Genomic DNA, 25,020 nt, shown 5'->3' with positions numbered 1-25,020 from the left:
GGCCGCGACGGCCGGGCCCCGCAGCTCAGCGAGCCGCTGCCGGAGCGTCGTCCTGCGCTGGTCGCGCGTCTGCGGGGGCTGCGGTGCCGGCCCGGGATGCGCGGCCGTCCGAGGCGTCTGCGTCGGCTGCTGCCGGGGCGTCGGTGGAATCTGCGGAGGTGGTCCGCTGGCCAGGGATTCGCTCACCCGCCGAAGTCTTGCATCCGGCACTGACAACCGGGGACTTCGTGGTCCCGACGAGCCTCGGGAAGCGGACTTCGAGCCGGTCCCTGATCCGGTCCGCGAGACGCATCACCGGTCCGGCCAGCAGGGCTCCGACGCCCATCACGGCGACGCCCGCGACCGCGTCGAGGAAGTAGTGGTTGGCCGTGCCCATCACTACGAACGTGGTGACCAGGGGGTAAGCGATGCCCGCGGCCCGTACGAGCGGGTGGCGGCCGTGGCGCCACAGCAGGATCCCGCACCAGAGCGCCCAGCCGACGTGCAGGCTCGGCATCGCCGCGTACTGGTTCGTCATCCCGCCCATGCCGCGCGGGGCGCTCGCCTCGGTTCCCCACCACCCGTACGAGCTGTACTGCGCCATCGTGTCGACGAATCCGTGACTGGCGTGCAGCAGCCGGGGCGGGCAGGTCGGCAGCAGGGTGAAGCCGATCAGACCGAGCAGTGTGGAGGTCATCAGCCAGGTGCGGGCCCTGCGGTACACGGCCGCGCGGTGGCGGAAGAGCCAGATCAGGACGGCCGGGGTGACCAGGTAGTGCAGGGACGCGTACGCGAAGTCGGCGGGTATGCCTATCGAGGAGTGCGCGGTGAGCAGCCGGTTGAGCGGGTGCTCGAAGTTGATGTGGAGCGTCTTCTCCAGGTGCAGGATGCGCAGACCGTGGTCGACGGCCGTGGACACGTCGCCGCGCACCACCAGCCGGCCCGCCGAGTAGGCTGCGTACACCAGGGCCAGCAGCGGCAGCTCGGTCCACCAACGGGGCCGCGGGCGCGCCACGGGCGCGGTGCTGGCATGCTGCATCCGGAAGCTCTCCATCATGTGTTAATGCGACCGACGGCGGGCGTTCAACCGTACGGTGCGGGCCGGTCGCGATTCCCCCCGGGGGTCCCTGTCGGGTACCCCGTGCGTGTACGGACATTTCCGTTGGATTTCTCCGCCGGAGATCTCCGCGCAGAGAGGGACGTCGGTTCGGCCCCGGAGGTTGCCTTCCGTACGCGTGCGCGATGATGGGAAAACCGGACGATCCGTTCTGTCCCGATCTCCGGCCTCAGATCTCAGTTTCAGGGAGAGCCGTCATGGCACCGCGTATCCTGCTCGCCCGGCACGGCCAGACGGAATGGTCCGTCAGGGGCAATCACACCGGCAGGACGGACATTCCGCTGCTCGACACCGGCCGTGCGGGCGCCAAGCTCCTAGGCGAGCGGCTGCACCGCGGGCCGTGGGCGGACCTGCCGGGCCTCGAAGTCCGCACCAGCCCGCTGCTGCGGGCCAGGGAGACCTGTGAGATCGCGGGCTTCGCGGACCGGGCCGAGCCGTGGGACGCGCTCATGGAGTGGGACTACGGGGCGTACGAGGGGATGACTCCGGCAGAGATCAAGGCGATCCGCCCCGACTGGTTCATCTGGCGCGACGGGGTGCCGGAGGGGGAGACCCTGGCCGAGCTGTCCGGCCGCGCCGACGAGATCGTCGACTGGGCCCGTTCGGCCGACCGCGATGTTCTGGTCTTCGCCCACGGGCACATCCTGCGGGCACTGGGAGCACGGTGGCTCGGCGAGGACGTGTCGTTCGCGGCGCGCATCCGGCTCGATCCGACATCGCTCTCGGTGCTGGGATGGGCGTACGGGGCACCCGCGCTGGAACGCTGGAACGACACGGGCCACCTGGACCGGTGACCCGGCCCCTCCCGGAGCGGTCCCGCTCGCCGGACGGGCTTGCACCGCTGCCTCCCCGACCAGGGGGCAGGGGTTCCGTGTCCGGCGGCTGACGGGTCCGGTTCGCCGGCCCGGCCGGTTTCGGCGCGCGGGACGGCGGCCGGGGGTCGTCCGCCGCCGGGCGGACGCGGCGCGCCCGCCGGAGCCCCTATACGCCCGGCTCCGCGAGCTCCGCGTACCGCTCCATGAACCCCCGTACGTCCACCGCGCCCCGCTGCGGCGCCAGTACCGCCGTCGCGTCCGCCAGCATCGCCCGGATACGGGACGACTGGACGCGGTCCAGCAGGTCCAGCACCTGATGGCCCGCCGTCGCCGCCTCCGCGACCCGGCCGGCCCGTGCGAGGTCCGTGGTCAGTTCGGCCCGGTACAGCGCCAGGTTCCGGGTGAAGTGCGGGTCCTGGAGCCGCGTCGCCCGCAGTGCGTGGCGGGCCGCCCGCGACCAGTCGCCCAGTGCCGACCAGCACTGGGCCTCCAGCATCTCCAGCTCCGCCTCCCGGAAGAAGGTCATCCACTCCGGATCGGCGTCGCAGGGCCCGCGCCCGAACGCTGTGTGCGCGCGGCCGATCGCCCGTTCGCAGCCCGTGCGGTCCCCGAGCCCCGCCCGGCCCCCCGCCTCCCGCAGGGCGAGCAGGGCCAGCAGTCGCGGCGAGCCGAGCGGCTGTGCCGCCCGCTGCCCGGCCTCGGCCGCGCGTACGGACTCGCGGGGCCGTCCCGTGTCCCTGGCCAGGAACGACGTATTGCAGAACGCATGCGCCTCCAGCGCCGCGTCCCCCGCCACCCGCGCGGTGGCGAGCGCCTCCGCGTAGTGCGAGCGGGCGTCCTCGAACCGGCCCGAGTCATGGGCCAGCCAGCCCACCGAGATGGCCAGTTCGCCCGCTCCGGCATGCAGCCGGTCGGCGGTGGAACGCTTGGTCGCGGTCCCGGAGTCGAGCAGCGCGTACGCCGCACGCAGCGGCTGGGACGCCCTGCGATAGAGGCCGTCACCGCCGTGCCGGTCGTCGAGCAGCCGGATCTGCCGTACCGCCTTCTCGACGGCGCTCACCTCGGCCTCCCCGACGCGGCGCGGGTCGGGCAGGGTGGCGGCGGCGGAGGGGTCGTCCAGGCCGAGGCCCAGGGTCGCGGCCGCCATCGCGGTGGTGCCGCTCGTCATGAATACGCGACGCAGCACGTCGCTCTCCTCGTCGGTGTCGCTGTGGAGCGCAGGGGGCGGTGGGGGTTCGACGGTGACCCGCGCACCCCGGCCGCGTACGGATTCGCGCGGCGAGAAGCCCAGGTCCGCCAGGGTCGTCCCGGGGAACATGTGCAGGAAGACCCGCTCGTACGCGTAGTTGGGGCAGCGGATCTCGCCGGACTCCACGCGTCCGATGTACCGGGCGTCGCACGCGACCTGCTCGCCGATCTCGCGGGCTGACCTGCGTACCGCGGCAGCGAACTCCCCGGCGGAGCGCGGGCCGCGCAGCCGTCGGAAGGCGAGGTTGGGAACTGCCCCTGTCGACACCATGGGCGAGGACCTCTCTTCTGCAGCCGGGGTTCCTGCTTCCGGTGTCCCGGCGGAGCAAGAAGGTACCGGCTGTGACGGGTCACACATTCACCATTTATGTGCAAAAGGGATATATCGCCCGCGATCCGCCATGAACTGCCACCCTTTGCGGCGGCGTGGCACCGTAGCCCTTGACGCCGTCGGCGCGTTGGTCCATGCGGAGACGGAATCCGGCTCCGCCCGGCGATGAGAGGAGAGGTCCCTTGTTGCATCTCGGCACGGAGACCGGCTCGCGGACGACTGCGACGACCCCGGCCGCAACGGGTGCCATGGCGCCCGCCGCCCTCACGGAGGACCACGGCGCCGAACCCTGCGACCTGGTGACGGTCCCGGCCCGCCAGGGACTGGAGGCCGTGGACATCCTGCGCCGCGGCGCAGACCAGGAGGCCGTCGGCCCGGTCCTGCACGACGGCGCCTGCGACACCCTCGGATTCCTGGTGCCGCCGGGCACCGCCGAGGCCTGGGACGTACCGGGCAGCGCCTGTACCCAGACCGACGGCCGCGGGCTGCGCGTCCCCGCCGAACCACCCGTCACCGGCAGTGGCTGGCTGCTGCCGCCGGGGGAGGACGCCCCGGTCACCGACCCGGCCGCACTGCGGGCCGCGCTCGACCAGGCGGCCCGGCTGATCGAGGCGGCCGACAGCTGCCGCTGACCACCGCCTCCCCGCCCGCGCGCCCATAATGGGCCGGTGGCCGGATTCCCCGGCACGGCCGGTTCCCCGAACGGGCCCGGAGCGATGAGCAGTGAGCAGGCACGAGCAGCAGTGGCACGTCGAGGAACGCCGGGCGGCGGCGCGGGCGCCCGCAAGCGGTCCGACCGCAAGGCCGACGCCAGGACCGAACGCGCGGGCGGGCGCAGGGCGGAGCCCCTGGCCGAACCCGTGGACGGCGGTCTCGCCGAGCTGGTGCCCGACCGGGAGCGCCCGCACGCCTGGACGCTGACGCTCGACGGCGCCCCCCAGTCCCATGTGGACCTCGACGACCCCACGTATCTGTCCTTCGAGTACCAGCGCAGGATCGGCCACATCGCCGACCTCGTCGCACCCCCCGGGCAGCCCCTGCACGTCGTGCACCTGGGCGGCGGCGCCTTCACGCTCGCCCGCTACATCGCCGCGACCCGCCCCCGCTCCACCCAGCAGATCGTCGAGGTGGACGCCGCGCTCGTCCAACTGGTCCGCCGGGAGCTGCCGCTCGACCCGCAGGCCAGGGTCCGGGTCCGGTCCACCGATGCCCGCGCCGGGCTCGGGAAGATCCAGGACGGCTGGGCGGACCTCGTCATCGCGGATGTGTTCAGCGGGGCCCGCACCCCCGCCCACCTCACCAGCACCGAGTTCCTCGCCGAGGTGCGCCGGGTCCTGAAGCCCGGCGGGAGCTACGTGGCCAACCTCGCGGACGGGCCACCGCTGACCCATCTCCGCGGCCAGATCGCCACCGCGGCCACGGTCTTCCCCGAACTGGCGCTCGCCGCCGACCCGACCGTCTGGCGCGGCCGCCGCTTCGGCAACGCCGTGCTGCTCGCCTCGGACCTGCCGCTGAAGGTCGCGGAGCTGACCCGCCGGGTCGCGACCGACCCGCACCCCGGGCGCGTCGAACACGGGCGGGCGCTCGCCGATTTCACCGGCGGCGCGGCGGCGGTGAGCGACGCGGACGCCAGACCGTCACCGGCGCCGCCGCCGTCGGCGTTCGGCTGAGAGCCTGTCGGGCGGCCTCTCCGCCTGGCTGATGCTGGCGGGCGTGGGCATCGCGCTGATCGTCGGGTCCGTCGCGGTAGCCGACCGGCTCGGCGGGCGGATGGTGGAGCCCGCCCGGCGGCTCGCGGGCGCCGCCCACGACCTGGGGGAGGGCCGGCTGGGCACCAGGGGCACGAGGTCGACATCATCATCAGGACCGCTCGCGAACAGCGCCCGCAGGCCCAGGGGCGCGACGACGGGCCCGGGGCCGGCTGCGATGTCTCCGAAGTGATCCGGGAACGGATGGACTTCTGGTCGGCGCTCGCCGAGGACGAGGGGCGCGAGGTTCGCCTGGCGGGCGTGGACCGTACGGTACGCGTCCCGGTGGCCAGGCCCGAACTGGCCGCCGCGCTGGACGCGTTGCTCGGCAATGTCTTCCGGCACACCCCCGAGAGCACCGCCTTCGCCGTCGATGTGCACCACAGCGGTGACGCCGTGATCGTGCTGGTCTCGGACGCGGGCGGCGGAATCGACGACCCGGCGGCGGCCCTGATCCGCGGCGGCAGCGGCCGGAGCGGGACGAGGGGCACGAGGGGCGCGGTGGGCTCGACCGGGCTCGGCCTCGACATCGCCCGCCGGGTCGCGGAGTCCACCGGCGGCGATGTGCGGATCGGCCGTTCGGTGCTCGGTGGTACGGAAGTACGCGTCTGGATCGGCCTCGGGGGGCAGCGGCCGGAGCGGGACCGGCGCGGCCACCGGGTGGGGCGGCGGCGTCGCGGCGCGATCCGTCGGAAGGCGACGCTCCGATTCCGCTGCGGCGCAGAGCCGAACCTTTGACCAGCACCGATGCGCTCCTTAAGGGAACCCTAAGAACGCCAACTCGGTTCCGAAGGGCGCCATTTGCCGGATTCGCTGCCGCTAGCGTTCTCCCGCACCCCCACTCCCGCAGGACAGCGGCAGGCACGCGATGGGCACCAGTACGCACCGGCGCACGGCGAGCACCGGGACCAAGGCGATCGGCGTGTACGAGTAGCCGCCCGACACCCACCGGACCAACACCCCCTCCGCGCATCCCGGCCGGCCCCCGCACCCCCACCTCCGGCCGGGGTGCGCGCCCTCTCTCCCCGTGGTGTCCGGGCCCTTTCTGTGCCCGGACCTATGCGGTGCCCGGACCTGTGCGGCGCCTGTACCTCTTTGGCGCCCGGACGAAGCCCGACTTTGGCGCCCGGACGAAGCCCGACGGCCCCGCTACTCCGCCCGGTTCACCGCCGACAGCACGGCCTGGATCGACGCGGTGAGGACGGACGTGTCCTGGCCCGCCCCCCAGCGCCGCTCCCCGCCGGTGCCGACCCGGCACTCCGCGTACGCCATCGCCGGGCTGCCCCGCCCCGTCGACGTCGCATGCTCGGTGAAGTCGAGGATGTCCACCTCGATGCCCGCCGCCGCCAGCGCACGGGTGAACGCCGACACCGGACCATTGCCGGTGCCCTCGTAGTCGCCCTCCCGGTCGCCCACCCGCAGCGTGCAGATGAACCGGTGCTCACCTGCCGGGTTCCGGTCGGTGGACCAGGAGGTCAGAGCCGCGTTCCCGTCCCGTCCGGGGGCCAGGTAAGCCGCCTCGAACAGCTCCCACAGATCCTTCGGCGTGGCCTCCAGGCCACTGTCGTCGGTCGCGGTCTGCACCGTACGGGAGAAGTCCGCGCGCATTCCGGCCGGCAGGTTCACCCCGTAGTTGCTCTGCAGCAGATGGGCGATGCCGCCCTTCCCCGACTGGCTGTTGACCCGGATGACCGCCTCGTACGTACGCCCCACGTCCGCCGGGTCGATCGGCAGGTACGGCACCGACCACAGGTCCGAGCTGCTGCTCGCGTGATGGGCGAAGCCCTTGCTGATGGCGTCCTGGTGGGTGCCGGAGAACGCGGTGTGGACGAGATCGCCGCCGTAGGGGTGGCGAGGTGGCACCGGCAGCCGGTTGCAGTGCTCGACCGTACGGCGGATCTCGTCGATGTCGGAGAAGTCGATCATCGGGTCGACGCCTTGCGCGTGGAGGTTGAGGGCCAGGTTGACCAGGTCGACATTGCCGGTGCGCTCCCCGTTGCCGAACAGGCAGCCCTCCACGCGCTGTGCGCCCGCCAGGACGGCCAGTTCGGCGCACGCGGTGCCGGTGCCGCGGTCGTTGTGCGGATGGACGGAGAGGATCACCGCGTCGCGCCGCTCCAGGTGACGGTGCATGTACTCGATCTGGTCCGCGTACACATTCGGCGTCGCGATCTCCACCGTGGCGGGCAGGTTGTGGATGACCGGCCGGTCCGAGGCGGCGTCCCACAGCTCGGTGAGGCCGTTGCAGAGCTCCAGGACGAAGTCCGGCTCGGTGAGAACGAAGACCTCGGGGGAGAACTCGAACCGGATGTCCGTGCCGTGTCGGGCCCGCGCCAGCCGATCCATGTGCGTCGCCGCCTCCCGCACCACACCGTGCACCTCGGCACGGCTGCGGCCGAGCACGACATCGCGCCAGACGGGGGCGGTCGGGATGTAGAGATGGACGACCGCGCGGTCCATCCCCTCGATGGACTCGAAGGTCCGCTCGATCAGATCCCGCTTGGCCGGGGTGAAGACGACCACGGTGACGTCGTCCGGCACGGCGTCGCTCTCGGCCAGGTGCCGGACGAAGTCGAAGTCGGTGCGGCTCGCGGACGGATAGCCGACCTCGATCTCCTTGTACCCCATGGCGACGAGCAGATCGAACATCCGGCGCTTGCGCGAGGTGTCCATGGGTTCGGCCAGCGCCTGGTTGCCGTCCCGCAGGTCGACGGGTACCCAGAGCGGGGCCTTCTCGACACGGGCCTGGGGCCAGGTGCGCCCGGTCAGCGGGACTTCGACGCGGTCGAAGGCCGAACGATAGCGGTGGGACGGCATGGAGCTGCCGCGCTGCGGGTTCCAGCGGGGCGCGTCGGCGGGCACGGGCCCGCGCGGCGTGCAGATGGTCGGGAAGCTGTGCATCGGTGACAGACGGTCGGACATGAAGGCGGACTCTTCTCGCATCGCCGGATGCGACCGGCACAGCACGGCACCCCGCGGCGGGGTGCCGGTCGCTTCAGGCCCCGCCGCGGCAGCCGAGAAGAAGGAGACCGCTGAGCGTCATGCCCGGTACAGTAGCCAGAAAGAAAGTCCTCAGACAACCTGACAGGTGAAACCCGTGTCCTCGCTCGGTCCGCTCCGCCCCAGCCCCCTGGTCGAACAGGCCACGCACCATCTGCGCGAGCAGATCACAGGGGGGCACTGGCCGGTCGGCACGAAGATTCCCGGCGAGACCACCCTGGCCAAGACGCTCGGCGTGGGCCGCTCCACCGTGCGCGAGGCGGTGCGCACCCTGGCCACGCTCGGCCTGCTCCAATCCCGTCAGGGCGCGGGCGTCTTCGTCATCGCCGACCACGCGACGGAGGACTGGCCGGCCCGGCTGCGCCGGGCCTCCGTCACCGATGTCTACGAGGTGCGCATGCTGATCGAGGTCCAGGCCGCCCGGCTGGCCGCTCGACGTCGGACGGACGAGGACCTGGCCGCCCTCGACGCGGCGCTCACCGCGCGGCGCGCGGCGGGGGCGGCGGGAGACGCCGAGTTCGTCGACGCGGACATCGCCCTGCACCGGGCCGTGGTGGTCGCGGCCCACAATCCCGTACTCACCGACCTCTTCGGCGAGTTCGCCCCGGCGCTGCGGCAAGGGCTCATCGACCTCGTCGAGCTGTTCGGCCTGCGCCGCGAGGACCCGCACCACGGCGACGCGAGCCATGACGCCCTGGTGCGGGCCGTCGTGGCCGGTGACGCGGATTCGGCGGGCCGCGCCGCGCAGACCGAGCTGGAGGCCACGCTGGCCCGGCTGCGGGCGGCGTAGGCCGGACGACCCCCGAGGCACGGCAGGCTGGGTGGGGTCGGGGTTGAGGCCCGCGCCCGGAGCGCGGGGCGTCGAGTACGGAACACCGGGCACGGAACACCGGGTACGGCACACCGGGCACGGAACGCCAGGTACGGAACACCGCGCCCGGAACGCCAAGTACCGGGCGCCAGGCCCGGACTCCTGGGCCGCCCCCCGGCTCCAGACCTCCAAGCCCGCGCCGCCCCCAGGCCGGGCCTCCCGGGCCCGTCCCCGTACCCGGACGCCCCGGGCCCGGAACGCCGAGTACCGGCGTCGGGTTCGGAGAAAGAACGCGGATCCGCCCCCGACCACCCCCGCCGCGCGGTGCCCCGTTCACCTTCCGGCGGGCGGTCGGCTGTGAAGCGGGGATGACGAGGGCCACTCCCGGTAGCGGCAGGAAACGCGGCGCGACGGGGGCTGTTCGGCAGGCCCGGTGCGGCGGCCCTTCCCCGAAAGGTCCTTGGCCTGTGTGTTTCCGGAACCGCGCGAACTCTCGGCCGAAGTCGGTGGGCTTTGGCAAGACTTGGGCGGGACACGGTCTCGTGACTTGCAGGACACACTCGGGCAACGGAAGCGCCTTCAACTCTTGACACCCACCCCCTCAAGGCAGGAACCTTCCGACATCGACGCATGGGAGCGCTCCCATATCGTGCGGGGATTCCCGTCCGAACGGCACTGCCCGTGTCCTCCCCCCTGAGCCACCCGGCACCCGCGCTCACCGGTGCGTATGCCTCGCAGTCAGAACGCCAGTCCCACCCTGGAACAAGGAGTAGTGGAATGCGTATCACCCGCACCGTCGCCGGACGGAGCCGCAGAGCCGCGGTTCTGGCCACCACGGGGCTGACAGCCTCGGCCCTGTTGCTGACCGGCTGCAGCAGCGACTCGGATTCATCGGGCAGCACGGGCCCCGATGCGAACGGGAAGATCACGCTGACCGTCGCCGACTTCGGGCAGTTCGGCTACAAGGAAGCCGGTCTCTTCGCCAAGTACCACGAGCTGCACCCGAACATCACGGTCAAGGAAGACGTCACCTCCGACGAGAAGGTCTACTACCCCAAGCTGCTCCAGCAGCTGAACTCGGGCAGTGGTCTCGCCGACGTCCAGGGCATAGAGGTCGGCCGGATCAAGGAGCTCGTCGACACCAAGGCGTCCTCCTTCGTCGACCTCAGCAAGGTGATCAACGTCGACGACTGGGTCTCGTGGAAGGAGAAGCAGGCCACCACGCCCGACGGCGCGGTGATCGGCGCGGGTACCGACATCGGTCCGATGTCGCTCTGCTACAACACCGACCTCTTCAAGAAGGCCGGCCTGCCGACCGACCGTGAGGAGGTTGCCAAGAAGGTCTCCGGCGGCTGGGAGGACTACCTCAAGCTCGGTGAGGAGTACAAGAAGAAGGCCCCCGCGGGCACCTACTTCATGGACTCCGCGAGCGCCATGTTCAACGCCGTGGTGAGCTCGAACGCGAAGCAGTACTACGACGAGAGCGGCAAGCCGGTCTACAAGGACAGCCCCAGCGTCGAGCAAGGCTGGAACCTGGCCGCCGAGGCGGCGTCCAAGAAGCTGACGCAGGGCCTCGCCCAGTTCAACGACCCGTGGAAGGCCGCCCTGCGCAAGGGCACCGTCGCCACCGTGGCGTGCCCCGCGTGGATGGCCGGTCAGATCTCGGTCAACGCCGGTGATGCCAACAAGGGCAAGTGGAACATCACCACCGCGCCCGGTGCGACCGCCGCCAACTGGGGCGGTTCGTTCCTCGCCGTGCCCAAGTCCGGCAAGAACGTCGACGAGGCCACCAAGCTCGTCAAGTGGCTGACCGCCCCCGAGCAGCAGGCCGCCGTCTTCAAGGCGATCGGCAGCTTCCCGTCCAACAAGGGCGCGTACGACCTGCCCAACGTGAAGGACGCGAAGCTGCAGTACTTCAACGACGCGCCGATCGGACAGATCTACGCCGACGAGGCCAAGTCGATCCCCGAGACGGTGCTGGGCCCGAAGGACGGCGTCATCAAGGACACCATCTCCACCCAGATCAACAACATGGAGCAGCGCGGCACCAGCCCGGACGACGCGTGGAAGGCGGCGACCAGCGCGATCGACAAGGCGATCGGCTGACCGTCGCCGGTGCGGGCGGCCCCTGGGAGCCGCCCGCACCGGCGCGCGCACACCTCGTACTCGGCTCAGCCCCCGGCCCCCGCCCGCCCCTTACCCGGGCGACCCCGCTACTCAGGGAAGGACTCCCGCCCGTGGCCACCTCGACTCCCACCCGGGATTCATACGCACCGCCACCCTCCGGCGGCTCCCCGCACGCGTCGGTGCCGTCCCGCCGGCGGGCCTGGCGGAGCCGGCTGTGGCGGTTCGACGACAAGGCGTCGCCGTACGCCTACATCGCTCCGTTCTTCCTCGTCTTCGGCGCCTTCGGGCTCTATCCGCTGCTCTACACCGGATGGATCGCCCTGCACCGGGTGGAGATGACCGGCCTCGACCGGATGGAGTGGGTCGGCTGGGACAACTTCGACAAGATCCTGCACGACGCCGAGTTCTGGACGGCGGTCGGCAACACCTTCCTGATCGGGGTCATGTCGACGGTCCCGCAGCTGCTGGTCGCGCTCGGCCTGGCCCATCTGCTGAACTACCGGCTGCGTGCCAGCACCTTCTGGCGGACGGTCATCCTCACCCCGTACGCCACCTCCGTGGCCTCCGCGGCCCTCGTCTTCGCCCTGGTCTTCCGGGCCGACGGCGGACTGCTCAACTGGGCGCTGCACTTCGTCGGCCTCGGCGACACCAACTGGGCCAACGGCCACTGGACCTCGAAGATCGCCATCTCCGTCATCGTGATCTGGCGCTGGACGGGCTACAACACCCTGATCTACCTGGCCGCCATGCAGGCCGTACCGAGCGATCTGTACGAGGCCGCGTCGCTGGACGGCGCATCGCGCTGGCAGCAGTTCCGCAAGGTGACCATCCCCTCGCTGCGGCCCACGATCCTCTTCACGATCGTCATCTCGACCATCGGCTCCATGCAGCTGTTCGGCGAGCCCCTGCTCCTGGAGGGCGGCACGCTCGGCGCGACCGGCGGCAACGAGAATCAGTACGAGACGCTCAGCGTCTACCTCTACAACTACGGCTGGAACCTCGGGCATCTCGGCCCGGCCGCCGCAGTGGCCTGGGCGATGCTCGCCCTCCTGCTGATCATCGCCGCGGTCAACTGGCTCATCGGCCGCTTCGTACGCACATCCGCGGTCTGACCGGGAGCGATTTCCATGACTATGACCAGCCCCACCACCGCCCCGGAATTCGGCGTCCCGAACCCGGCCCACCGTGCCGCGCGGCGGCCGAGCCGCTTCAGGCCGGGCGCGGGACAGCAGTTGCAGGGCGGCCCGTTCGCCTACATCGCCCTGGCCGTCGTCGGCATCGGCTCGCTCCTGCCGCTCTACTGGACCCTGGTGGCCGCGTCCCACACACAGGACGAAGTACTCGCCACCACACCGCCGTTCCTGCCCGGCGGACGGCTGCTGCACAACCTCGACGCCGCCTGGAACCAGGCACACCTCGGCAAGGCGATCGTCAACAGCGTCATCGTCTCCAGCTGCATCACCGCGGCGACGCTCTTCTTCTGCACCCTGGCCGGCTACGCCTTCGCCAAGATGCGCTTCAGGGGCCGCGGCGGGCTGATGACCGGGGTCATCGCCACGCTCACGATCCCGCCGCAGCTCAGCGTCGTCCCGCTGTTCATGATGATGTCCGACATCGGCTGGGGCGGAAAGCTGGAGTCGGTGATCTTCCCGACCCTGGTCAGCGCGTTCGGCGTGTTCTTCATGCGGCAGTACCTGAGCGAGGCGCTGCCCTACGAACTCATCGAGGCCGCCAAGATCGACGGCGCCAACAACTTCCGCATCGTGCGGAGCGTGGTCCTCCCGGTGGCCCGCCCCGCGATGACGGTGCTGGGGATGCTCACCTTCGTACAGGCCTGGAACGACTTCTTCTGGCCCTACCTCGCACTCAACCAGCAGAACCCCACGCTCCAGGTGGCCCTCGGTCAGCTGAGCGCCTCCTACACCCCCGACCAGAGCATCGTGATGGCCGGTGCGCTGATCAGCACCCTGCCGCTGCTCGTGGTCTTCGTGATCTTCGGCAAGCAGATCGTCGGAGGGATCATGTCCGGCGCCGTCAAGGGCTGACCGCGCGTCACCCGTCCCATCCCGGACGCCCCGTACGGCCTGTCTTCCGACCGCGGGCCGTACGGCCCGGAGCTCCACCCCTTACCTGCCCCTGTCCGTCCACCCCTGGGAGCGCTCCCGCATGACTGCTGTACGACCCGACATCGCCCCGAAGCAGGCGCCCGAGGCAGCGGACTTCCCGACCGGTTTCGTCTGGGGGGCGGCCACCGCCGCCTACCAGGTCGAGGGCGCCGCGGCCGAGGACGGCCGCACCCCCTCCATCTGGGACACCTTCAGCCGCACTCCGGGCAAGGTCCGCAACGGTGACACCGGAGACATCGCCGCCGACCACTACCACCGCTACCGCGACGACGTGGCGCTGATGAAACAGCTCGGTCTGAAGGCCTACCGCTTCTCCGTCTCCTGGTCCCGGGTGCAGCCCACCGGCCGCGGTCCCGCCGTCGAACGCGGACTGGACTTCTACCGCAGGCTCGTCGACGAGCTCCTGGAAGCGGGCATCGCACCCGTCGCGACCCTCTACCACTGGGACCTGCCCCAGGAGCTGGAGGACGCCGGCGGCTGGCCGCAGCGGGTGACCGCCGAGCGCTTCGCCGACTACGCCGCCATCATGGCCGGCGCCCTCGGCGACCGCGTCACGACCTGGACCACCTTCAACGAGCCGTGGTGCTCGGCCTTCCTCGGCTACTGCTCCGGCGTGCACGCCCCCGGCCGCACCGAGCCGGCCGCCGCCCTGCGCGCGGCCCACCATCTCAACCTCGCCCATGGCCGGGCGATCGAGGTTCTGCGCGACCAACTCCCCGCTGCCGCGCAGACCTCGGTCACCCTCAACCTCCACCAGGTCCGCCCGCTGACCGGCAGCGAGACCGACGCGGACGCGGCCCGCCGGATCGACGCGGTGGGCAACCGGGTCTTCACCGGCCCCATGCTGCGCGGCGCGTACCCCGAGGACCTGATCGCCGACACCTCGCACCTGGTGGACTGGTCGACGCTGGTCCAGGACGGCGACCTGGCCGCCATCTCCCGGCCGATCGACGTCCTCGGCGTCAACTACTACACGCCGACACTGGTCTCCATGCCCACCGACGGCTGCGGCGACTCGCGCGACGACGGCCACGGCAACAGTGACCACTCGCCGTGGCCCGGCTCCGAGCACGTCGCCTTCCACCTCTCCGAGGGCAAGAAGCGCACCGCGATGAACTGGGCGATCGACCCCGACGGGCTGTACAACCTGCTCATCGACGTCTCCCGCGCCCACCCCGGCCTGCCGCTGATGGTCACCGAGAACGGCGCGGCCTTCGACGACTACGTCTCGCCCGAGGGCCGGGTGGAGGACCCCGAGCGGGTCGACTACCTGCACGGCCACCTCGACGCCGTACAGCGAGCCGTGGCCGCCGGGGCGGACGTCCGCGGCTACTTCCTGTGGTCCCTGTTGGACAACTTCGAGTGGGCGTACGGGTACTCCAAGCGCTTCGGCGCCGTCTACGTCGACTACGCCACCCAGCGCCGCATCCCCAAGGCGAGCGCCCACTGGTACGCCGACGTCATCCGCCGCCACGCACTGCCCCCCGCGCCCGACAGGCTCTGAGCCGACCGGCATACGCCCCCTCCCGAGACCCGGCCGTCCGTGCCGGGTCTCCGTCATTTCCGGCCGACTCCGGCGGCCGCGGAACCCGAAATGTCGCCCCCGTAATATGGGAGCGCTCCCATATTTGATGCTGCGGAAAAGCCACCGGGCCCGGACGAGTGTCAAGGGAGCCGACACCAGGACTTGGTTCGGTTATCCGACTGTGAGAAATTGACCGCGAACGGGAGGCAGCCATGGCGGCAGCGCGAGTACGGAGCGGCGGGCGGCCCACGCTCGAAGAGGTCGCGGCACGGGCGGGGGTGGGGCGGGGTACGGCGTCACGGGTCATCAACGGCTCCCCGCGGGTCAGTGCGCACACCCGCGAGGCGGTGGAGGCGGCCGTCGCCGAACTGGGGTACGTGCCCAATCGCGCGGCCCGCGCGCTCGCGGGAAACCGCACTGATGCCATCGCCCTCGTCGTGCCCGAGCCGGAGACCCGCTTCTTCGCCGAGCCGTACTTCTCCGACATCGTCCGCGGTGTCGGTGCGGCGCTCGCCGACACCGACATGCAATTGCTGCTCACCCTCGTCGGCAACGACCGCGAGCGCCGACGGCTGGCCCAGTACCTGACCGCGCACCGCGTCGACGGTGTGCTGCTGGTCTCCGTCCACGCCGACGACCCGCTGCCGGACCTGCTGGAACAGCTCGGCATGCCGGCCGTGATGAGCGGGCGCAGATCCGCTTCCGAATCGCTCGCCTCGGTCGACTCCGACAATTTCGAGGGTGCCCGCGCCGCCGTCGACCACCTGATCGCCCGGGGCCGCCGCTCCATCGCCACGATCACCGGGCGCCTCGACGTCTACGGTGCCCGGCGCCGCCTCGACGGCTACCGCAAGGCGGTCTCCGGGGCCGGCCTCGGCCCCGACGAGCAACTGATCGCTCCCGCCGACTTCAGCGAGGAGAGCGGCGCTCGGGCCATGCGTGAACTGCTCGCCCGTCGCCCCGACGTCGACGCGGTCTTCGCCGCCTCCGACGTCATGGCCGCGGGAGCCCGCCAGGTGCTTCGCGAGGCCGGCCGGCGCATCCCGGACGATGTGGCCCTCATCGGCTTCGACGACTCGGCCGTGGCCCGTCACATGGACCCGGCGCTCACCAGCGTGCGCCAGCCGATCGAGGAGATGGGCCGCACGATGGCCCGCGTACTGCTCCAGGAGATCGCGGGCGAGAACCAGGAGCGTCCGCAGATCGTGCTCCCCACGGAACTGATCGTCCGCGACTCCTCGTGACGGCCGTCACGAGGCCGCCCGGCGAGGGAGGCTCAGACATGGGAAGGGCCCCGGTCATCGACCGGCGCCCTTCCCATCAGGGTGAGTAACGGGACTCGAACCTGTTTTGTTACCCACTTTTGACCTGCGGTGATGCCGAAAATCGCACCAAGTCGGGTCAGTTCGATGCCAGTGCGAGCCACTGAACGACGCTCTGAACCGTCCCGTGTTCCCACGGGAACAGCTCCTCGAATGAGCCCCGGCCGGCCGACGGGGGGCGGCCGACCGGGGCAGTTTCGAAGCGGGGCTACTCGCGGTTGTCGTCGCGTCCCGTGGGCAGTGTCGTGTGACCCTCGCTCCAGTGGTTCACCCAGCCACACAGTGGGCACGAGTAGCGGCCGTCGATGCCGTGCACCTCGTGGCCGCAGCGTCGACAGTCCGTGCGGGTGATCTCGCCGCTCGTCGTGGTGGCGGCCTTGGGCGCTCGTTCGGGGTGGCGGGTCATGCTCGGAGGCTACCCCCGACGGGTTCGAGCAGGCGCGACTCCGGACTGCCACCCACAGTTCCCGCACAGCCAACCCCCGCTGGGGGTTTGCTGAGTACCTGCGCCACACCTTGGACAACCCATCGCAGTCTCCCATCATGGTGCAGCGGCTCTTCCACCCGCAGTTTTGCGAGCAGAACCATCGGCCACTGTTGTCTTCGTACGCGAAAGCGCCGCATCTCGGGCAGTTCACTTCTGGCCCTTCGTGGTCGGCGTCATCACGGGCAGCACCCCTCCTTGGTCGGGGTCCGGCTGTCAAATCACGGTGACCCCGTGCGCTTCGCAGTACGCCCCGGTGTCGTCCTCGATGGGGAAGTCGTGCTGGCCCTTCGGGCAGGTCGTCATCGGCGTTCCTCCCGCCACGCGCGGCCCAGCCGGACCGCCGTCACACATGAGGCCCCGGCCTGGCAGGTGGCGCAGGTGGTGGTGCGGCCGAGCCAGGAGCGGTACGCGGCGTCCGGCGCGGCCGGCGTTTTCTCCGGCGCGCAGTGGCTCACCGTGCCTGCTCCGTCCGTGGGCCGGCCGCATCTTCGAGAGCAGCCTGCCGAGCTGCGGCGCCGGTCGTCCACACCTCAGCAGCGGGACACACTCGCCAGTGCGGACCGGGCCCCTGCGTGCGCCGTTCCGGGGGAATGACCAGATGGGTGTCCTCTTCGAGCACGCGAGTGCCGGCCACATCCCACCGGGCCAGTCGGTCCCGCCGGGCCGCGGTCACCCTTCACCCCCGCGGCCCCGGCGGGCCAGGGATCGGCACGGGCACCGCAGCGTGGGCGGGCAGATGGCGGTGGTGTCGTCCTTCTCGGGCCGTTCCACGATGCTCACCACGCGGGGACGATACGGCGCAGGACCGACAGTCGCGTTCCCGTGGTGTTCCCAAGTCCGGACGCATGAAGAAGGGCTGGCCCGTTTTCACAGGTCAGCCCTTGATCATTCAGGGCGAGTAACGGGACTCGAACCTGTTTTGTTACCCACTTTTGACCTGCGGTGATGCCGAAAATCGCACCAAATCGGGCCAGTTCGATACCAGTGCGAGCCACTGAGAGACGTACGAAGTAGAGGCGTTTGGCCGTGGCCAAACACTGGAGTGGTCGGCTCTCGGTCGCAGGGCGGGGTGAGTAGCAAACTCCGTAACCGTCACGGTCGGGAACGCAACAGCGCCCCCGCCGTAGGGCGAGGGCGCCGCCGGTCCCTCCGAACCGTCTGGGGGCAGGATGCGGAGGGCCGATAAGGGGAGTGATCTATTCCGCCTGTACTCGCAGCATCCATGATCAACCGTTTTGCGGTTAACCGTAAAGACAAAACGATCACGATCCGGCGAACGTGGACAGGTGCACCACTCGCCCCTGCCCGCAGAACGGGTTCTCACCCGACGCCGGGCAATTGGCGAGCAGATCCGAGCCGCCCGACTCCACGCAAACCTCTCCCAAGAGGACGTCGCACTCAGGGCCGGCATAACCCTCGGCCCGTACGACCGGATCGAGCAGGGCCACGCCGCAGCGCGCATCGACACCCTGATCCGTATCGCCGACGCGATCGGTGTACCGCTCGCCGACCTCGTACACGAATGAGCCCCGGCCGGCCGACGGGGTGCGGCCGACCGGGGCGGTTTCGGGGGTTACAGCGCGGGCTGTCCGCTGCTGGGGAAGGCCCCGGCCATCTGCAACGGGATACCGACAGCCGGGGTCAGCTTGAGGAGGCGCTACGTTCCGGGCCGCGCCGACGGCGCCTGCACCGCGTACAGCTTCGCGAACCGCGCTGTTTCGTCATCCCGGAAGGCGGCCACCTCTCGGCAACGCTGGCTCATGACGAACTCGCCGAGCGGTAGGCACAGGTCCATCCGCTGAATGCACACGCCGACCATGAACGGTCCGTCGGTGGCGCGGTACAGGCGGACGCCGTAGTACCCCTCTTGGCAGTCGTCAGGGTTGTTGAACCGGCAGTCGGCGCACGTCTCCGGGAGGCGCACGGCGCGGATGCTCTTCGCGTACAGGGTCCGTCCGTCCGGCAGCCGGTACCGCACCCGCTGATCCGATGCCCCCGCCGTAATGATCCGCCGGACGGGTACGGCGCCGAGGTGGTTGACGACTTCCTGCATGGCGGCCAGCGACGCGCCGTCGTCTTCCAACGACACGAGCGGCCGGGATGGTGTCGTACACGTATCGGCGCATGAGCTGGGGCTCGCCCTGCTGGGTGCCGCCGGCGTCGATGATGAGCCGCGCAGTCTTCACGGGGTCGATGTCCAGGGCCTTCGCCTCGTACTCAATGCCTGCCATGGGGTGTCTCCGATCGCTGGGCGCTGCTGTGGTCTGAACGATCGTGCAGCGTAGGGGGGAACGGATGACGCTGCGGCAGAGCACGCGGCGGGCCAGGTCGACCCGCTGCCTTTCGGGTCGGGGCTGGGCTCCCACTGCTGTCAGTAGCCGGTGCAGTACCAGTGCCACGAGCCCGGGTAGGTGGGGGTGGTGCGGGTGGTGTCTCGCTAGAGCGCCTGGCCGTCCGGCAGTAGGGGCAATGCGGCGGCTCGTGCACGATGCAGTCCTCCTGGATCCGGGACGGAGGCCCGCCCGCGGCTGGGAGCGCGATCGCCAGCCGCAGGCAGGAGGCATATTGAAGGGGCTCCGTGCAGCAGGGCCCGGCCCACACCTCGGTATCGAGGACGTGAGCGCCGAGCTGGTCGCGGATGACGCCGACACTGACCGCACCAGTGGTGAGCGGCTTCTTGCACCAGATGCAGGCGCGGCCGGCGGACTGGTCCCACGTCAACCGCTCCGGTGGCGGCAGGGGGCGGGCGGGCGCGGTCACGGCTTCTTGCAGTGCTCGCACTCGCAGGCCGGGTACGCAGACGACCGGTCCACGGTCTTGAGCGGGGTGACCTCGGCCTCGGGGCGGATGACGCGCGTTCTGCCGTAGCGGTCGACCTCGTACACCTTGATGGTCATCACGGGTAAGCCCCCGTCGCGGTCGGTGAGGAATACGGCTGACCGTAGGGACGGCGTGTGCGCGCACACCAGCAGTGTGCAGATCTGTGCGCACACTGTCCCTCGTGGAGCTAGTTGACCGCTTCGCGCACTTGACCGCCGGCCCCCTACGGCAGCACGGTGTTGCACACAACTGCACACCACGTGGACGGAGACCGGCATGTCGTTACTGTTCATCGGGATTGACCCCAACACCGGTGACAAGCAGAGCCCCACCGTATAGGTCGACCAGGACAGCAAGGAGTTCGTCTTCCAGGGATGGAAGCCGAGCCCTGAACTCGAAGCAGAGGCGGCCGCGTTCACCGTGCCGGGCCACGCCGTGGGCATCCCGGAGAACGAGGCCGTCATCCGCATTCCTGCCAGGATGGTGCACTTGATCAGGGAGGCGTGCGATGCCGTCGAACGTGCCAACCTTCGATGACCTGATGGCCCGCTGCCGATCCGCCGTACACCTGGAGATGCGGGACTCCTACGCCGTCGACTACGAGGCCGGGCCGTTCGCCGACTGGCGTGCCGGATTCCGTCACGACCCGTCCGACCGAGCGTCCTGGTGGCGTCCGTGGCTTGACCTGATCCAGGGAACCGTTAGCCGCGGGGCCGTCGTCCAGCGAGCCCGCATCGTGTCCGAACCCGTCGGCGAGTACACGCGCTTCCTCTACGACGGAACGTTCACCAACGTCGCGGCCGGAGAGGAGGTGCGGTGGCTGCCTCGTCGGCAGGCGTCCGACATTGCCCTTCCCGGCAACGACTTCTGGCTATTCGATGATCAGTGGGTCCACTGGAACCACTTCGCCGGGAACGGCTCCTCCCTCGGCGAGGAGATCACCGACGATCCGGCCTCGGTCAAGCTGTGTTCCGAGGCACCACTAGCAGGAGCACCGATCGGCCATGCCCATCTCTCCGCCGTCGTCTGCCCAAGCGGCCCGCGACTCTGTGGCGCGCAGGTTGCGAGACCTACGTAAAGGGGCGGGCCTGACGGTCGTTGAGCTGGCCAGACGGTGCGGCTGGCACCACGCCAAGACGTCCCGTATCGAGAACGGGCGCACTGCTCCATCGGCGTCCGACATAGGGCGCTGGTGTGCCGCCTGCGGTGTGCCGGACCAGGCCGTAGATCTGGTGGCCCAATCGCTCAACGCGGAGTCGATGTATCAGGAGTGGCGCCATCAGGTACGGGCTGGGCTGAAGCAGCTTCAGGACAGCTGGGTGGACTTCTACCAGTCCACCCAGCTGTTTCGGGTGTACTCGCCGACGCTGGTTCCGGGACTGCTGCAGTCCGAGGGCTACGCCGCAGCCCTGCTCTCCTCCATCGGCGCGTTCCGAGACATCCCGGTCAACGACGGCGCGGAGGCTGCGCCCGCCCGCGTGGCGCGGTCCCATGTGGTTCGAGAGCCGGGGCACCGGTTCGTGTTTCTCATCGAGGAGGCTGTCCTCTACTACCGGCTCGGCGACGCGGACGCAATGGCCGCGCAGCTCGGCTACCTCCTGACTGCTGGCGCGCTCCCCGCCGTGTCGCTGGGCATCATCCCGACGGCGACGAGAGAGCGGGGCTTCTGGCCACAGGAGGTGTTCCACGTCTACGACGACGATTTCGTGTCCGTGGAACTGCTTTCAGCGCAGGTGAACATCACGCAGCCCAGCGAGATCGCGCTCTACTTGAAGGCGTTCGAGCAGCTACGGACCATGGCCGTGTACGGCGCGGACGCCCGGGCGCTGGTTGTGAAGGCGATCGACGCGCTGGGCTGACCCCGGATGGCACGAAACCGCCCCCTGCCCGGCCGTAGCCGGAACAGGGGGCATGGTCGAACGGACCCCTGCGCATGAGGGGAGCTCTAAGTCTTCCTTTGGGCCGGTCTCACGACTCGGGGGCACTGCCCATGATCCTTGTGAAGGCCGCCGGTTCCTCGTCGTATCCGCGAATACCTGGACGGAAGGTCCACGTTTCGGAGTTGTCGCGTACGAACTCGCCGACCGTCGCCGCCGTTGCCTCCAGGACACCGCCGAAGTCGTCCTCGGCCAGGACGGTGTAGCCCTCGCGCAGGCGCAGGCCGCGGCTGAGCACGCCAGCGAATGTCCTGCGGCCGGCGTTCTGGTGGATGACAACGCCGACCACCACACGCGCGTACCGGCTGTCGAGACGGTCGAGCTCCAGCGTCATGACCTCGTCCCAGCCGAGGCCCTTGCCGTCTTTGCTGTCCCGGTTGAGGTAGATGGTGCCGTCTGGGGAGCGACTGTCCCAGTGCACTATGTAGGAGGGATCTCCGTACGGGGTAGCCGCCGGGTAGGTAGCGGCGACGATGTCGAGGTGGCTGGCCGGTTCACCGAGGGGGCTCGGGTCCCACTTCAGCGCGACCTCGATTTTGCGAACGTCCTTGTTGGCGCTGTTCACCAGCCCCTCCTCCTATGCATGCGCCTTCTATCTCAACTTCGCCGTTGGATAAGGCGGTTTGATCATCATGGCATGTCAATGAGGCTCTCACACCGGCGCGTTCCGCGGGATCGTGACCGGCGCCACGCTCGTGGCCTGGACGATGCCGAGGGCGGAGCTGAACGGGACTGCTTTGGTTGGCCCCGTCGACGGGGGATGCGACGGGGCCAGTGCCAGTGTGGCAGATAGGCCGTCTACGGGTCTGTATCGGCCGTCAGTTGCTGGGTGCGTGCGTCGACCCGATCGACCGCGTCCCGGAGTGAACTCCCGGAATTCGGGTGCAACTCGTGTTCCACCGACCCGAGCCGCTCCTCAATGCCATCGAGCCGGGCCATTACGCCCGGCCGGCCCGGTACGCCAGGACGGCCAGGTACGCCAGTCCAGTCGTCGACGAACTCGTCGACCCTGGTGACGATGCGGCGTACACCGCGCGTCATGCGCCACAGCAGGCCGAGCCCGGCAGCTATGGCCGCAGCAGCGACTGACCAGATGACCGCCATGTCGACGGCCACGACTCCGGTGGTGCTCTCGCTCACTCGACATCCCCGTATCTGCTGCGCGGGGTGTGCCGGGCCTGGTACCCGGCCAGCCACGTCAGCACGGCTGGGACGAGCGCGAGGAGCGGCGCCTGAAGCCATGCCGGGAGCGGGCCGAGCAGCGAGCTGTCCGCCTGCACGTCATTGAGCACCGCGATGGCGACGCCAGCACCGAACGTTGCCGCAGTCGACGCCTTCACCTTGGTCTCGATCGGTGCGGCCATGGTCACTTCTCCTTCGCGAGAACAGCGAGTGTCTTGTCGATGCGGCGGACCCGGGTCACCAGGTCGGCGAACACGCTGCGGCCGGTCCAGTAGTGGCGGGGGCTCTTCGGGCCATCGCTGTAGTCCGCGGCTGCTGAACAGGACGCACCTCCCGGCGGGCGGGCCCAGCTCAGGGACCTCGTGCGGGAGCGTAAGGCCGCCCTCGGGCTCAGCTTCGACAAGCTGGCCCGGCGCTGCATCGACCCCGAAGCCGGCGAGCAGACGGTGAAATCCAGCTGGCTTCACCGATTGGCCACAGATCTCACCGTCCAGCCCCCGGACCTTCCGCAAATGCGCGGCCTCGCTACCGGCCTTCAGGTCCCGCTCTATCGGGTGCAGGACGCGGCCGGCGCAGAGTTCTTCGGCATCGATACCGAGTGGTCCGCTTCCGGTGACGCCCGCGCCTTCCTTGAAGGTGCCGACAGGCTCACGGCCGAGCAGCGCGAGCAGATCCGCCGACTCATGGACACCATGGCGCCGCCGGAGTAGGACTCCGGCATATCTCTTTGGTCATTGCTTGCACGGACCGTAGATTTCGCCTGCGCGCTGTAGTCAAGATCCATGCGGAGTGGCAGCATGACTCTTCCCCCTGGGGGGCGCAAGAGTCCGATAGCCTGCCCATGTCTTTCGATTCGAACATACGATCGAATGGCGGGGGCCAGGCACTGGGGGTCAGATGGCTGACACGCAAGGATCGGCGAGCGCACAATTTAAGATCGTGGCCGACACGGACATGCCCACAGGGCACAACGTCCTGCCGGTGGAGAAGCGCGGACAGATCACCATGTTCGTCCGAGAGGGACACATGAGCCCATCACTCTGCGCTGACATCAACCGCGTTCTCACCCAGATCACCCGCACCGGCCGGCGGACACAGGACTGGGACGGCCCCGAAGAGCCGCCCCAGCACCCCCACTGGGCGGACTGCACAGACCTGGGCGCAGCACGGGGAGCAGGCACCCCCAGGGCGGCCTCGACGGCGGCCGTGATGTCGTCGTCGAGAGCCCGCACCAGATGCTCGTACCGGTCCACCGTCGTCTGAATCGACTCGTGGCCGAGCCGCAGCTGAATTGCGGGCAGCGGCACATTCGCCCCGATCAGCCACGCCACATGCGTGTGCCGCAGGTCATGAATCCGCGGCGCCTTCGGCAGGCCCTTCTTCACGGCCTCGGCCACGGCCGGCTTCCACTTCCGGTTGTAAAAGTTCGCATGCCGCCACTCCCCGCCCATCCTGGCCCGGAACACGAAGTCCGTCGGCTTGCGCACGGCGACCAGCTTGCGGGCCATCTCGACCTGGACGGGGGAGAGAGCTACCAGGCGCCGGGCTTTCTTCGTCTTCGGCGGCCCCGGGTAGAACGCCCCGGCCGCCGAGCCCTTCTCCGCCTTCTTCCACGCCCGCTGGATCGATGCCGTGGGCCGGTCGGAGGTAAGGGTGAGGTCCCGTACCTGGAGGGCGGTGGCCTCGCCGAACCGCATCCCCGTGCCGACGAGCCAGTCAGCGAGTGCGCGCGCGTCGGGGTCCGTGATCTCCGCCGCAATCCGCTGGTACTCGTCCCGCTCCAGGAACGTCATCTCCTCGTCGATGCCGTCGTCCGTGCGGGGCAGCCTCGTCTTCTTGCAGCAGTTCGTGGTGCGTAGCTGCGGCGTCGCGTCGATCGCGGCCTGCACGATGCAGAAAAGTAGCCCGTGCCGGTTCGCGATGCTCTTCGGGTCGGCCGGCCGCCGCAGCCACTTCCCCTTGGCGGCGGGATCGGGGTCCCCTTTTTCTTCGGCGCGCACCCAGTCGCTGATGTCGTCCTGGGTGAGGTTCCCGATGGTGGCGGGGTGCTCGCGTCCGGCCGCGTCAGTGTGTCGGAGTAGGGACAGGTGGATGCGGAGATCGCGGTGGTAGTCCTCGCGCGTCCGGTCCTCGATTCCGGTGAGGCGGTCGATATAGCGGGCGGCCCAGGTCTCGAACGGGGCGTCTCCGGGTATCGGGGTCTCCTCGACGAACCCGTGCCCTTTGACCCATCCGTAAGGCCACTGCTGAACGTGTGCGTCGACGAGCTTTCTGAATGCGTCGGCTGAGTCGTCGTCACCGAAGGGTTCGGACTCCCAGCTGCCGCCTCGTCCGCCCTGGAGCCAACGGACTTGGTAGATGGCCGTTCTGTCCTCGCGTCTTCTGATGGTCGCCATGCAGGGACAATAGGCGCGAAGCGGCATCCCTGCTTGGCCCTTGTTTGGC

22 protein-coding genes and 3 pseudogenes are annotated in these 25,020 nt (G+C 69.9%); 15 read left to right on the top strand and 10 right to left on the bottom strand.

Features of this window, described 5'->3' with window-relative positions; genetic code table 11:
* Positions 1-25: 25 nt before the first annotated feature.
* A complete protein-coding gene (locus ABZ826_RS18715) occupies positions 26-1,018 on the bottom strand; it encodes a phosphatase PAP2 family protein (protein ID WP_361448931.1) in 993 nt (330 codons plus the stop codon).
* A gap of 275 nt (positions 1,019-1,293) precedes the next feature.
* Here ABZ826_RS18715 and ABZ826_RS18710 point away from each other — a divergent pair, with 275 nt between their 5' ends.
* Entirely contained in the window at positions 1,294-1,890 is a 597-nt protein-coding gene (locus ABZ826_RS18710) for a histidine phosphatase family protein (RefSeq protein WP_361448928.1), read from the top strand.
* Between the two features lie 187 nt (positions 1,891-2,077).
* On the opposite strand, the gene ABZ826_RS18705 is transcribed toward ABZ826_RS18710, so the two are convergent.
* On the bottom strand, positions 2,078-3,430 hold the full coding sequence (locus ABZ826_RS18705; RefSeq protein WP_361448925.1) for a tetratricopeptide repeat protein: 1,353 nt from the start codon (positions 3,428-3,430) through the stop codon (positions 2,078-2,080).
* Between the two features lie 308 nt (positions 3,431-3,738).
* Between ABZ826_RS18705 and ABZ826_RS18700 the strand changes: the two genes are divergently transcribed.
* The 3 genes and pseudogenes from ABZ826_RS18700 to ABZ826_RS18690 all read left to right on the top strand — a co-directional run.
* On the top strand, positions 3,739-4,122 hold the full coding sequence (locus ABZ826_RS18700; protein ID WP_361449079.1) for a hypothetical protein: 384 nt from the start codon (positions 3,739-3,741) through the stop codon (positions 4,120-4,122).
* A 111-nt stretch (positions 4,123-4,233) separates the two neighbouring features.
* On the top strand, positions 4,234-5,160 hold the full coding sequence (locus ABZ826_RS18695) for a fused MFS/spermidine synthase (RefSeq protein ID WP_361449076.1): 927 nt from the start codon (positions 4,234-4,236) through the stop codon (positions 5,158-5,160).
* A 19-nt stretch (positions 5,161-5,179) separates the two neighbouring features.
* Positions 5,180-5,976, top strand: a pseudogene (locus ABZ826_RS18690) (ATP-binding protein); the annotation flags it as partial.
* A gap of 411 nt (positions 5,977-6,387) precedes the next feature.
* Here the strand turns inward: ABZ826_RS18690 and leuA are convergent.
* Positions 6,388-8,181, bottom strand: a complete 1,794-nt coding sequence (gene leuA, locus ABZ826_RS18685) for a 2-isopropylmalate synthase (protein WP_361448922.1) — start codon at positions 8,179-8,181, stop codon at positions 6,388-6,390.
* 154 nt (positions 8,182-8,335) lie between these two features.
* Between leuA and ABZ826_RS18680 the strand changes: the two genes are divergently transcribed.
* The 6 genes from ABZ826_RS18680 (at position 8,336) to ABZ826_RS18655 (ending at position 16,071) form a co-directional block, all read left to right on the top strand.
* Positions 8,336-9,028: an FCD domain-containing protein gene (locus ABZ826_RS18680; RefSeq protein WP_361448919.1), complete on the top strand. Its 693-nt coding sequence runs from the start codon at positions 8,336-8,338 to the stop codon at positions 9,026-9,028.
* A 798-nt stretch (positions 9,029-9,826) separates the two neighbouring features.
* Positions 9,827-11,155: an extracellular solute-binding protein gene (locus ABZ826_RS18675; RefSeq protein ID WP_361448916.1), complete on the top strand. Its 1,329-nt coding sequence runs from the start codon at positions 9,827-9,829 to the stop codon at positions 11,153-11,155.
* 131 nt (positions 11,156-11,286) lie between these two features.
* A complete protein-coding gene (locus tag ABZ826_RS18670) occupies positions 11,287-12,288 on the top strand; it encodes a sugar ABC transporter permease (protein WP_361448913.1) in 1,002 nt (333 codons plus the stop codon).
* A gap of 15 nt (positions 12,289-12,303) precedes the next feature.
* A complete protein-coding gene (locus tag ABZ826_RS18665; protein ID WP_361448910.1) occupies positions 12,304-13,221 on the top strand; it encodes a carbohydrate ABC transporter permease in 918 nt (305 codons plus the stop codon).
* Between the two features lie 121 nt (positions 13,222-13,342).
* A complete protein-coding gene (locus tag ABZ826_RS18660; protein ID WP_361448907.1) occupies positions 13,343-14,806 on the top strand; it encodes a GH1 family beta-glucosidase in 1,464 nt (487 codons plus the stop codon).
* 233 nt (positions 14,807-15,039) lie between these two features.
* On the top strand, positions 15,040-16,071 hold the full coding sequence (locus ABZ826_RS18655; protein ID WP_361448904.1) for a LacI family DNA-binding transcriptional regulator: 1,032 nt from the start codon (positions 15,040-15,042) through the stop codon (positions 16,069-16,071).
* Positions 16,072-16,357: 286 nt separating this feature from the next.
* Here ABZ826_RS18655 and ABZ826_RS18650 read toward each other — a convergent pair whose 3' ends face one another.
* The gene (locus tag ABZ826_RS18650; protein WP_361448901.1) at positions 16,358-16,555 is read right to left on the bottom strand and encodes a hypothetical protein; all 198 of its coding nucleotides are present in this window, start codon (positions 16,553-16,555) and stop codon (positions 16,358-16,360) included.
* A gap of 1,367 nt (positions 16,556-17,922) precedes the next feature.
* On the opposite strand from ABZ826_RS18650, the gene ABZ826_RS18645 reads away from it, so the two are divergent.
* Complete coding sequence (locus ABZ826_RS18645; protein ID WP_361448898.1) at positions 17,923-18,162, top strand: helix-turn-helix transcriptional regulator; 240 nt, start codon at positions 17,923-17,925, stop codon at positions 18,160-18,162.
* 131 nt (positions 18,163-18,293) lie between these two features.
* Here the strand turns inward: ABZ826_RS18645 and ABZ826_RS18640 are convergent.
* Together ABZ826_RS18640 and ABZ826_RS18635 are read right to left on the bottom strand one after the other, a co-directional pair.
* Positions 18,294-18,728: pseudogene (locus tag ABZ826_RS18640) on the bottom strand (radical SAM protein); the annotation flags it as partial.
* A gap of 664 nt (positions 18,729-19,392) precedes the next feature.
* Positions 19,393-19,533 (bottom strand): hypothetical protein, encoded by a 141-nt coding sequence (locus ABZ826_RS18635; RefSeq protein WP_361448895.1) that lies wholly within the window; start codon positions 19,531-19,533, stop codon positions 19,393-19,395.
* 199 nt (positions 19,534-19,732) lie between these two features.
* Between ABZ826_RS18635 and ABZ826_RS18630 the strand changes: the two are divergent.
* From ABZ826_RS18630 to ABZ826_RS18620, 3 genes and pseudogenes are all read left to right on the top strand, one after another.
* Positions 19,733-19,993: pseudogene (locus tag ABZ826_RS18630) on the top strand (hypothetical protein).
* Positions 19,965-20,534, top strand: a complete 570-nt coding sequence (locus tag ABZ826_RS18625) for a DUF6879 family protein (RefSeq protein WP_361448892.1) — start codon at positions 19,965-19,967, stop codon at positions 20,532-20,534. The pseudogene ABZ826_RS18630 and the gene ABZ826_RS18625 overlap by 29 nt, the downstream one beginning before the upstream one ends.
* A complete protein-coding gene (locus ABZ826_RS18620) occupies positions 20,461-21,315 on the top strand; it encodes a helix-turn-helix transcriptional regulator (RefSeq protein WP_361448889.1) in 855 nt (284 codons plus the stop codon). The genes ABZ826_RS18625 and ABZ826_RS18620 overlap by 74 nt, the downstream gene beginning before the upstream one ends.
* A 109-nt stretch (positions 21,316-21,424) precedes the next feature.
* Here the strand turns inward: ABZ826_RS18620 and ABZ826_RS18615 are convergent, their stop codons facing one another.
* The 3 genes from ABZ826_RS18615 to ABZ826_RS18605 all read right to left on the bottom strand — a co-directional run bounded on the left by ABZ826_RS18615 (position 21,425) and on the right by ABZ826_RS18605 (position 22,757).
* Complete coding sequence (locus ABZ826_RS18615; RefSeq protein ID WP_361448886.1) at positions 21,425-21,958, bottom strand: TerD family protein; 534 nt, start codon at positions 21,956-21,958, stop codon at positions 21,425-21,427.
* Between the two features lie 233 nt (positions 21,959-22,191).
* Positions 22,192-22,533 carry a hypothetical protein gene (locus tag ABZ826_RS18610; protein ID WP_361448883.1) on the bottom strand — a complete coding sequence of 114 codons (342 nt, stop codon included), beginning with the start codon at positions 22,531-22,533 and terminating at the stop codon, positions 22,192-22,194.
* A complete protein-coding gene (locus ABZ826_RS18605) occupies positions 22,530-22,757 on the bottom strand; it encodes a holin (protein ID WP_361448881.1) in 228 nt (75 codons plus the stop codon). The genes ABZ826_RS18610 and ABZ826_RS18605 overlap by 4 nt, the downstream gene beginning before the upstream one ends.
* A gap of 180 nt (positions 22,758-22,937) precedes the next feature.
* Between ABZ826_RS18605 and ABZ826_RS18600 the strand changes: the two genes are divergently transcribed.
* Positions 22,938-23,285 carry a hypothetical protein gene (locus ABZ826_RS18600; protein WP_361448878.1) on the top strand — a complete coding sequence of 116 codons (348 nt, stop codon included), beginning with the start codon at positions 22,938-22,940 and terminating at the stop codon, positions 23,283-23,285.
* A 183-nt stretch (positions 23,286-23,468) separates the two neighbouring features.
* Here the strand turns inward: ABZ826_RS18600 and ABZ826_RS18595 are convergent, their stop codons facing one another.
* Positions 23,469-24,971, bottom strand: a complete 1,503-nt coding sequence (locus ABZ826_RS18595; protein WP_361448875.1) for a site-specific integrase — start codon at positions 24,969-24,971, stop codon at positions 23,469-23,471.
* Positions 24,972-25,020: the final 49 nt, after the last annotated feature.

Source organism: Streptomyces sp. NPDC047515 (genome assembly GCF_040643055.1).
Classification (GTDB): domain Bacteria; phylum Actinomycetota; class Actinomycetes; order Streptomycetales; family Streptomycetaceae; genus Streptomyces.
The sequence above is the reverse complement of the archived record's forward strand: the minus strand, read 5'-3'. Positions and strand labels throughout refer to the sequence as shown.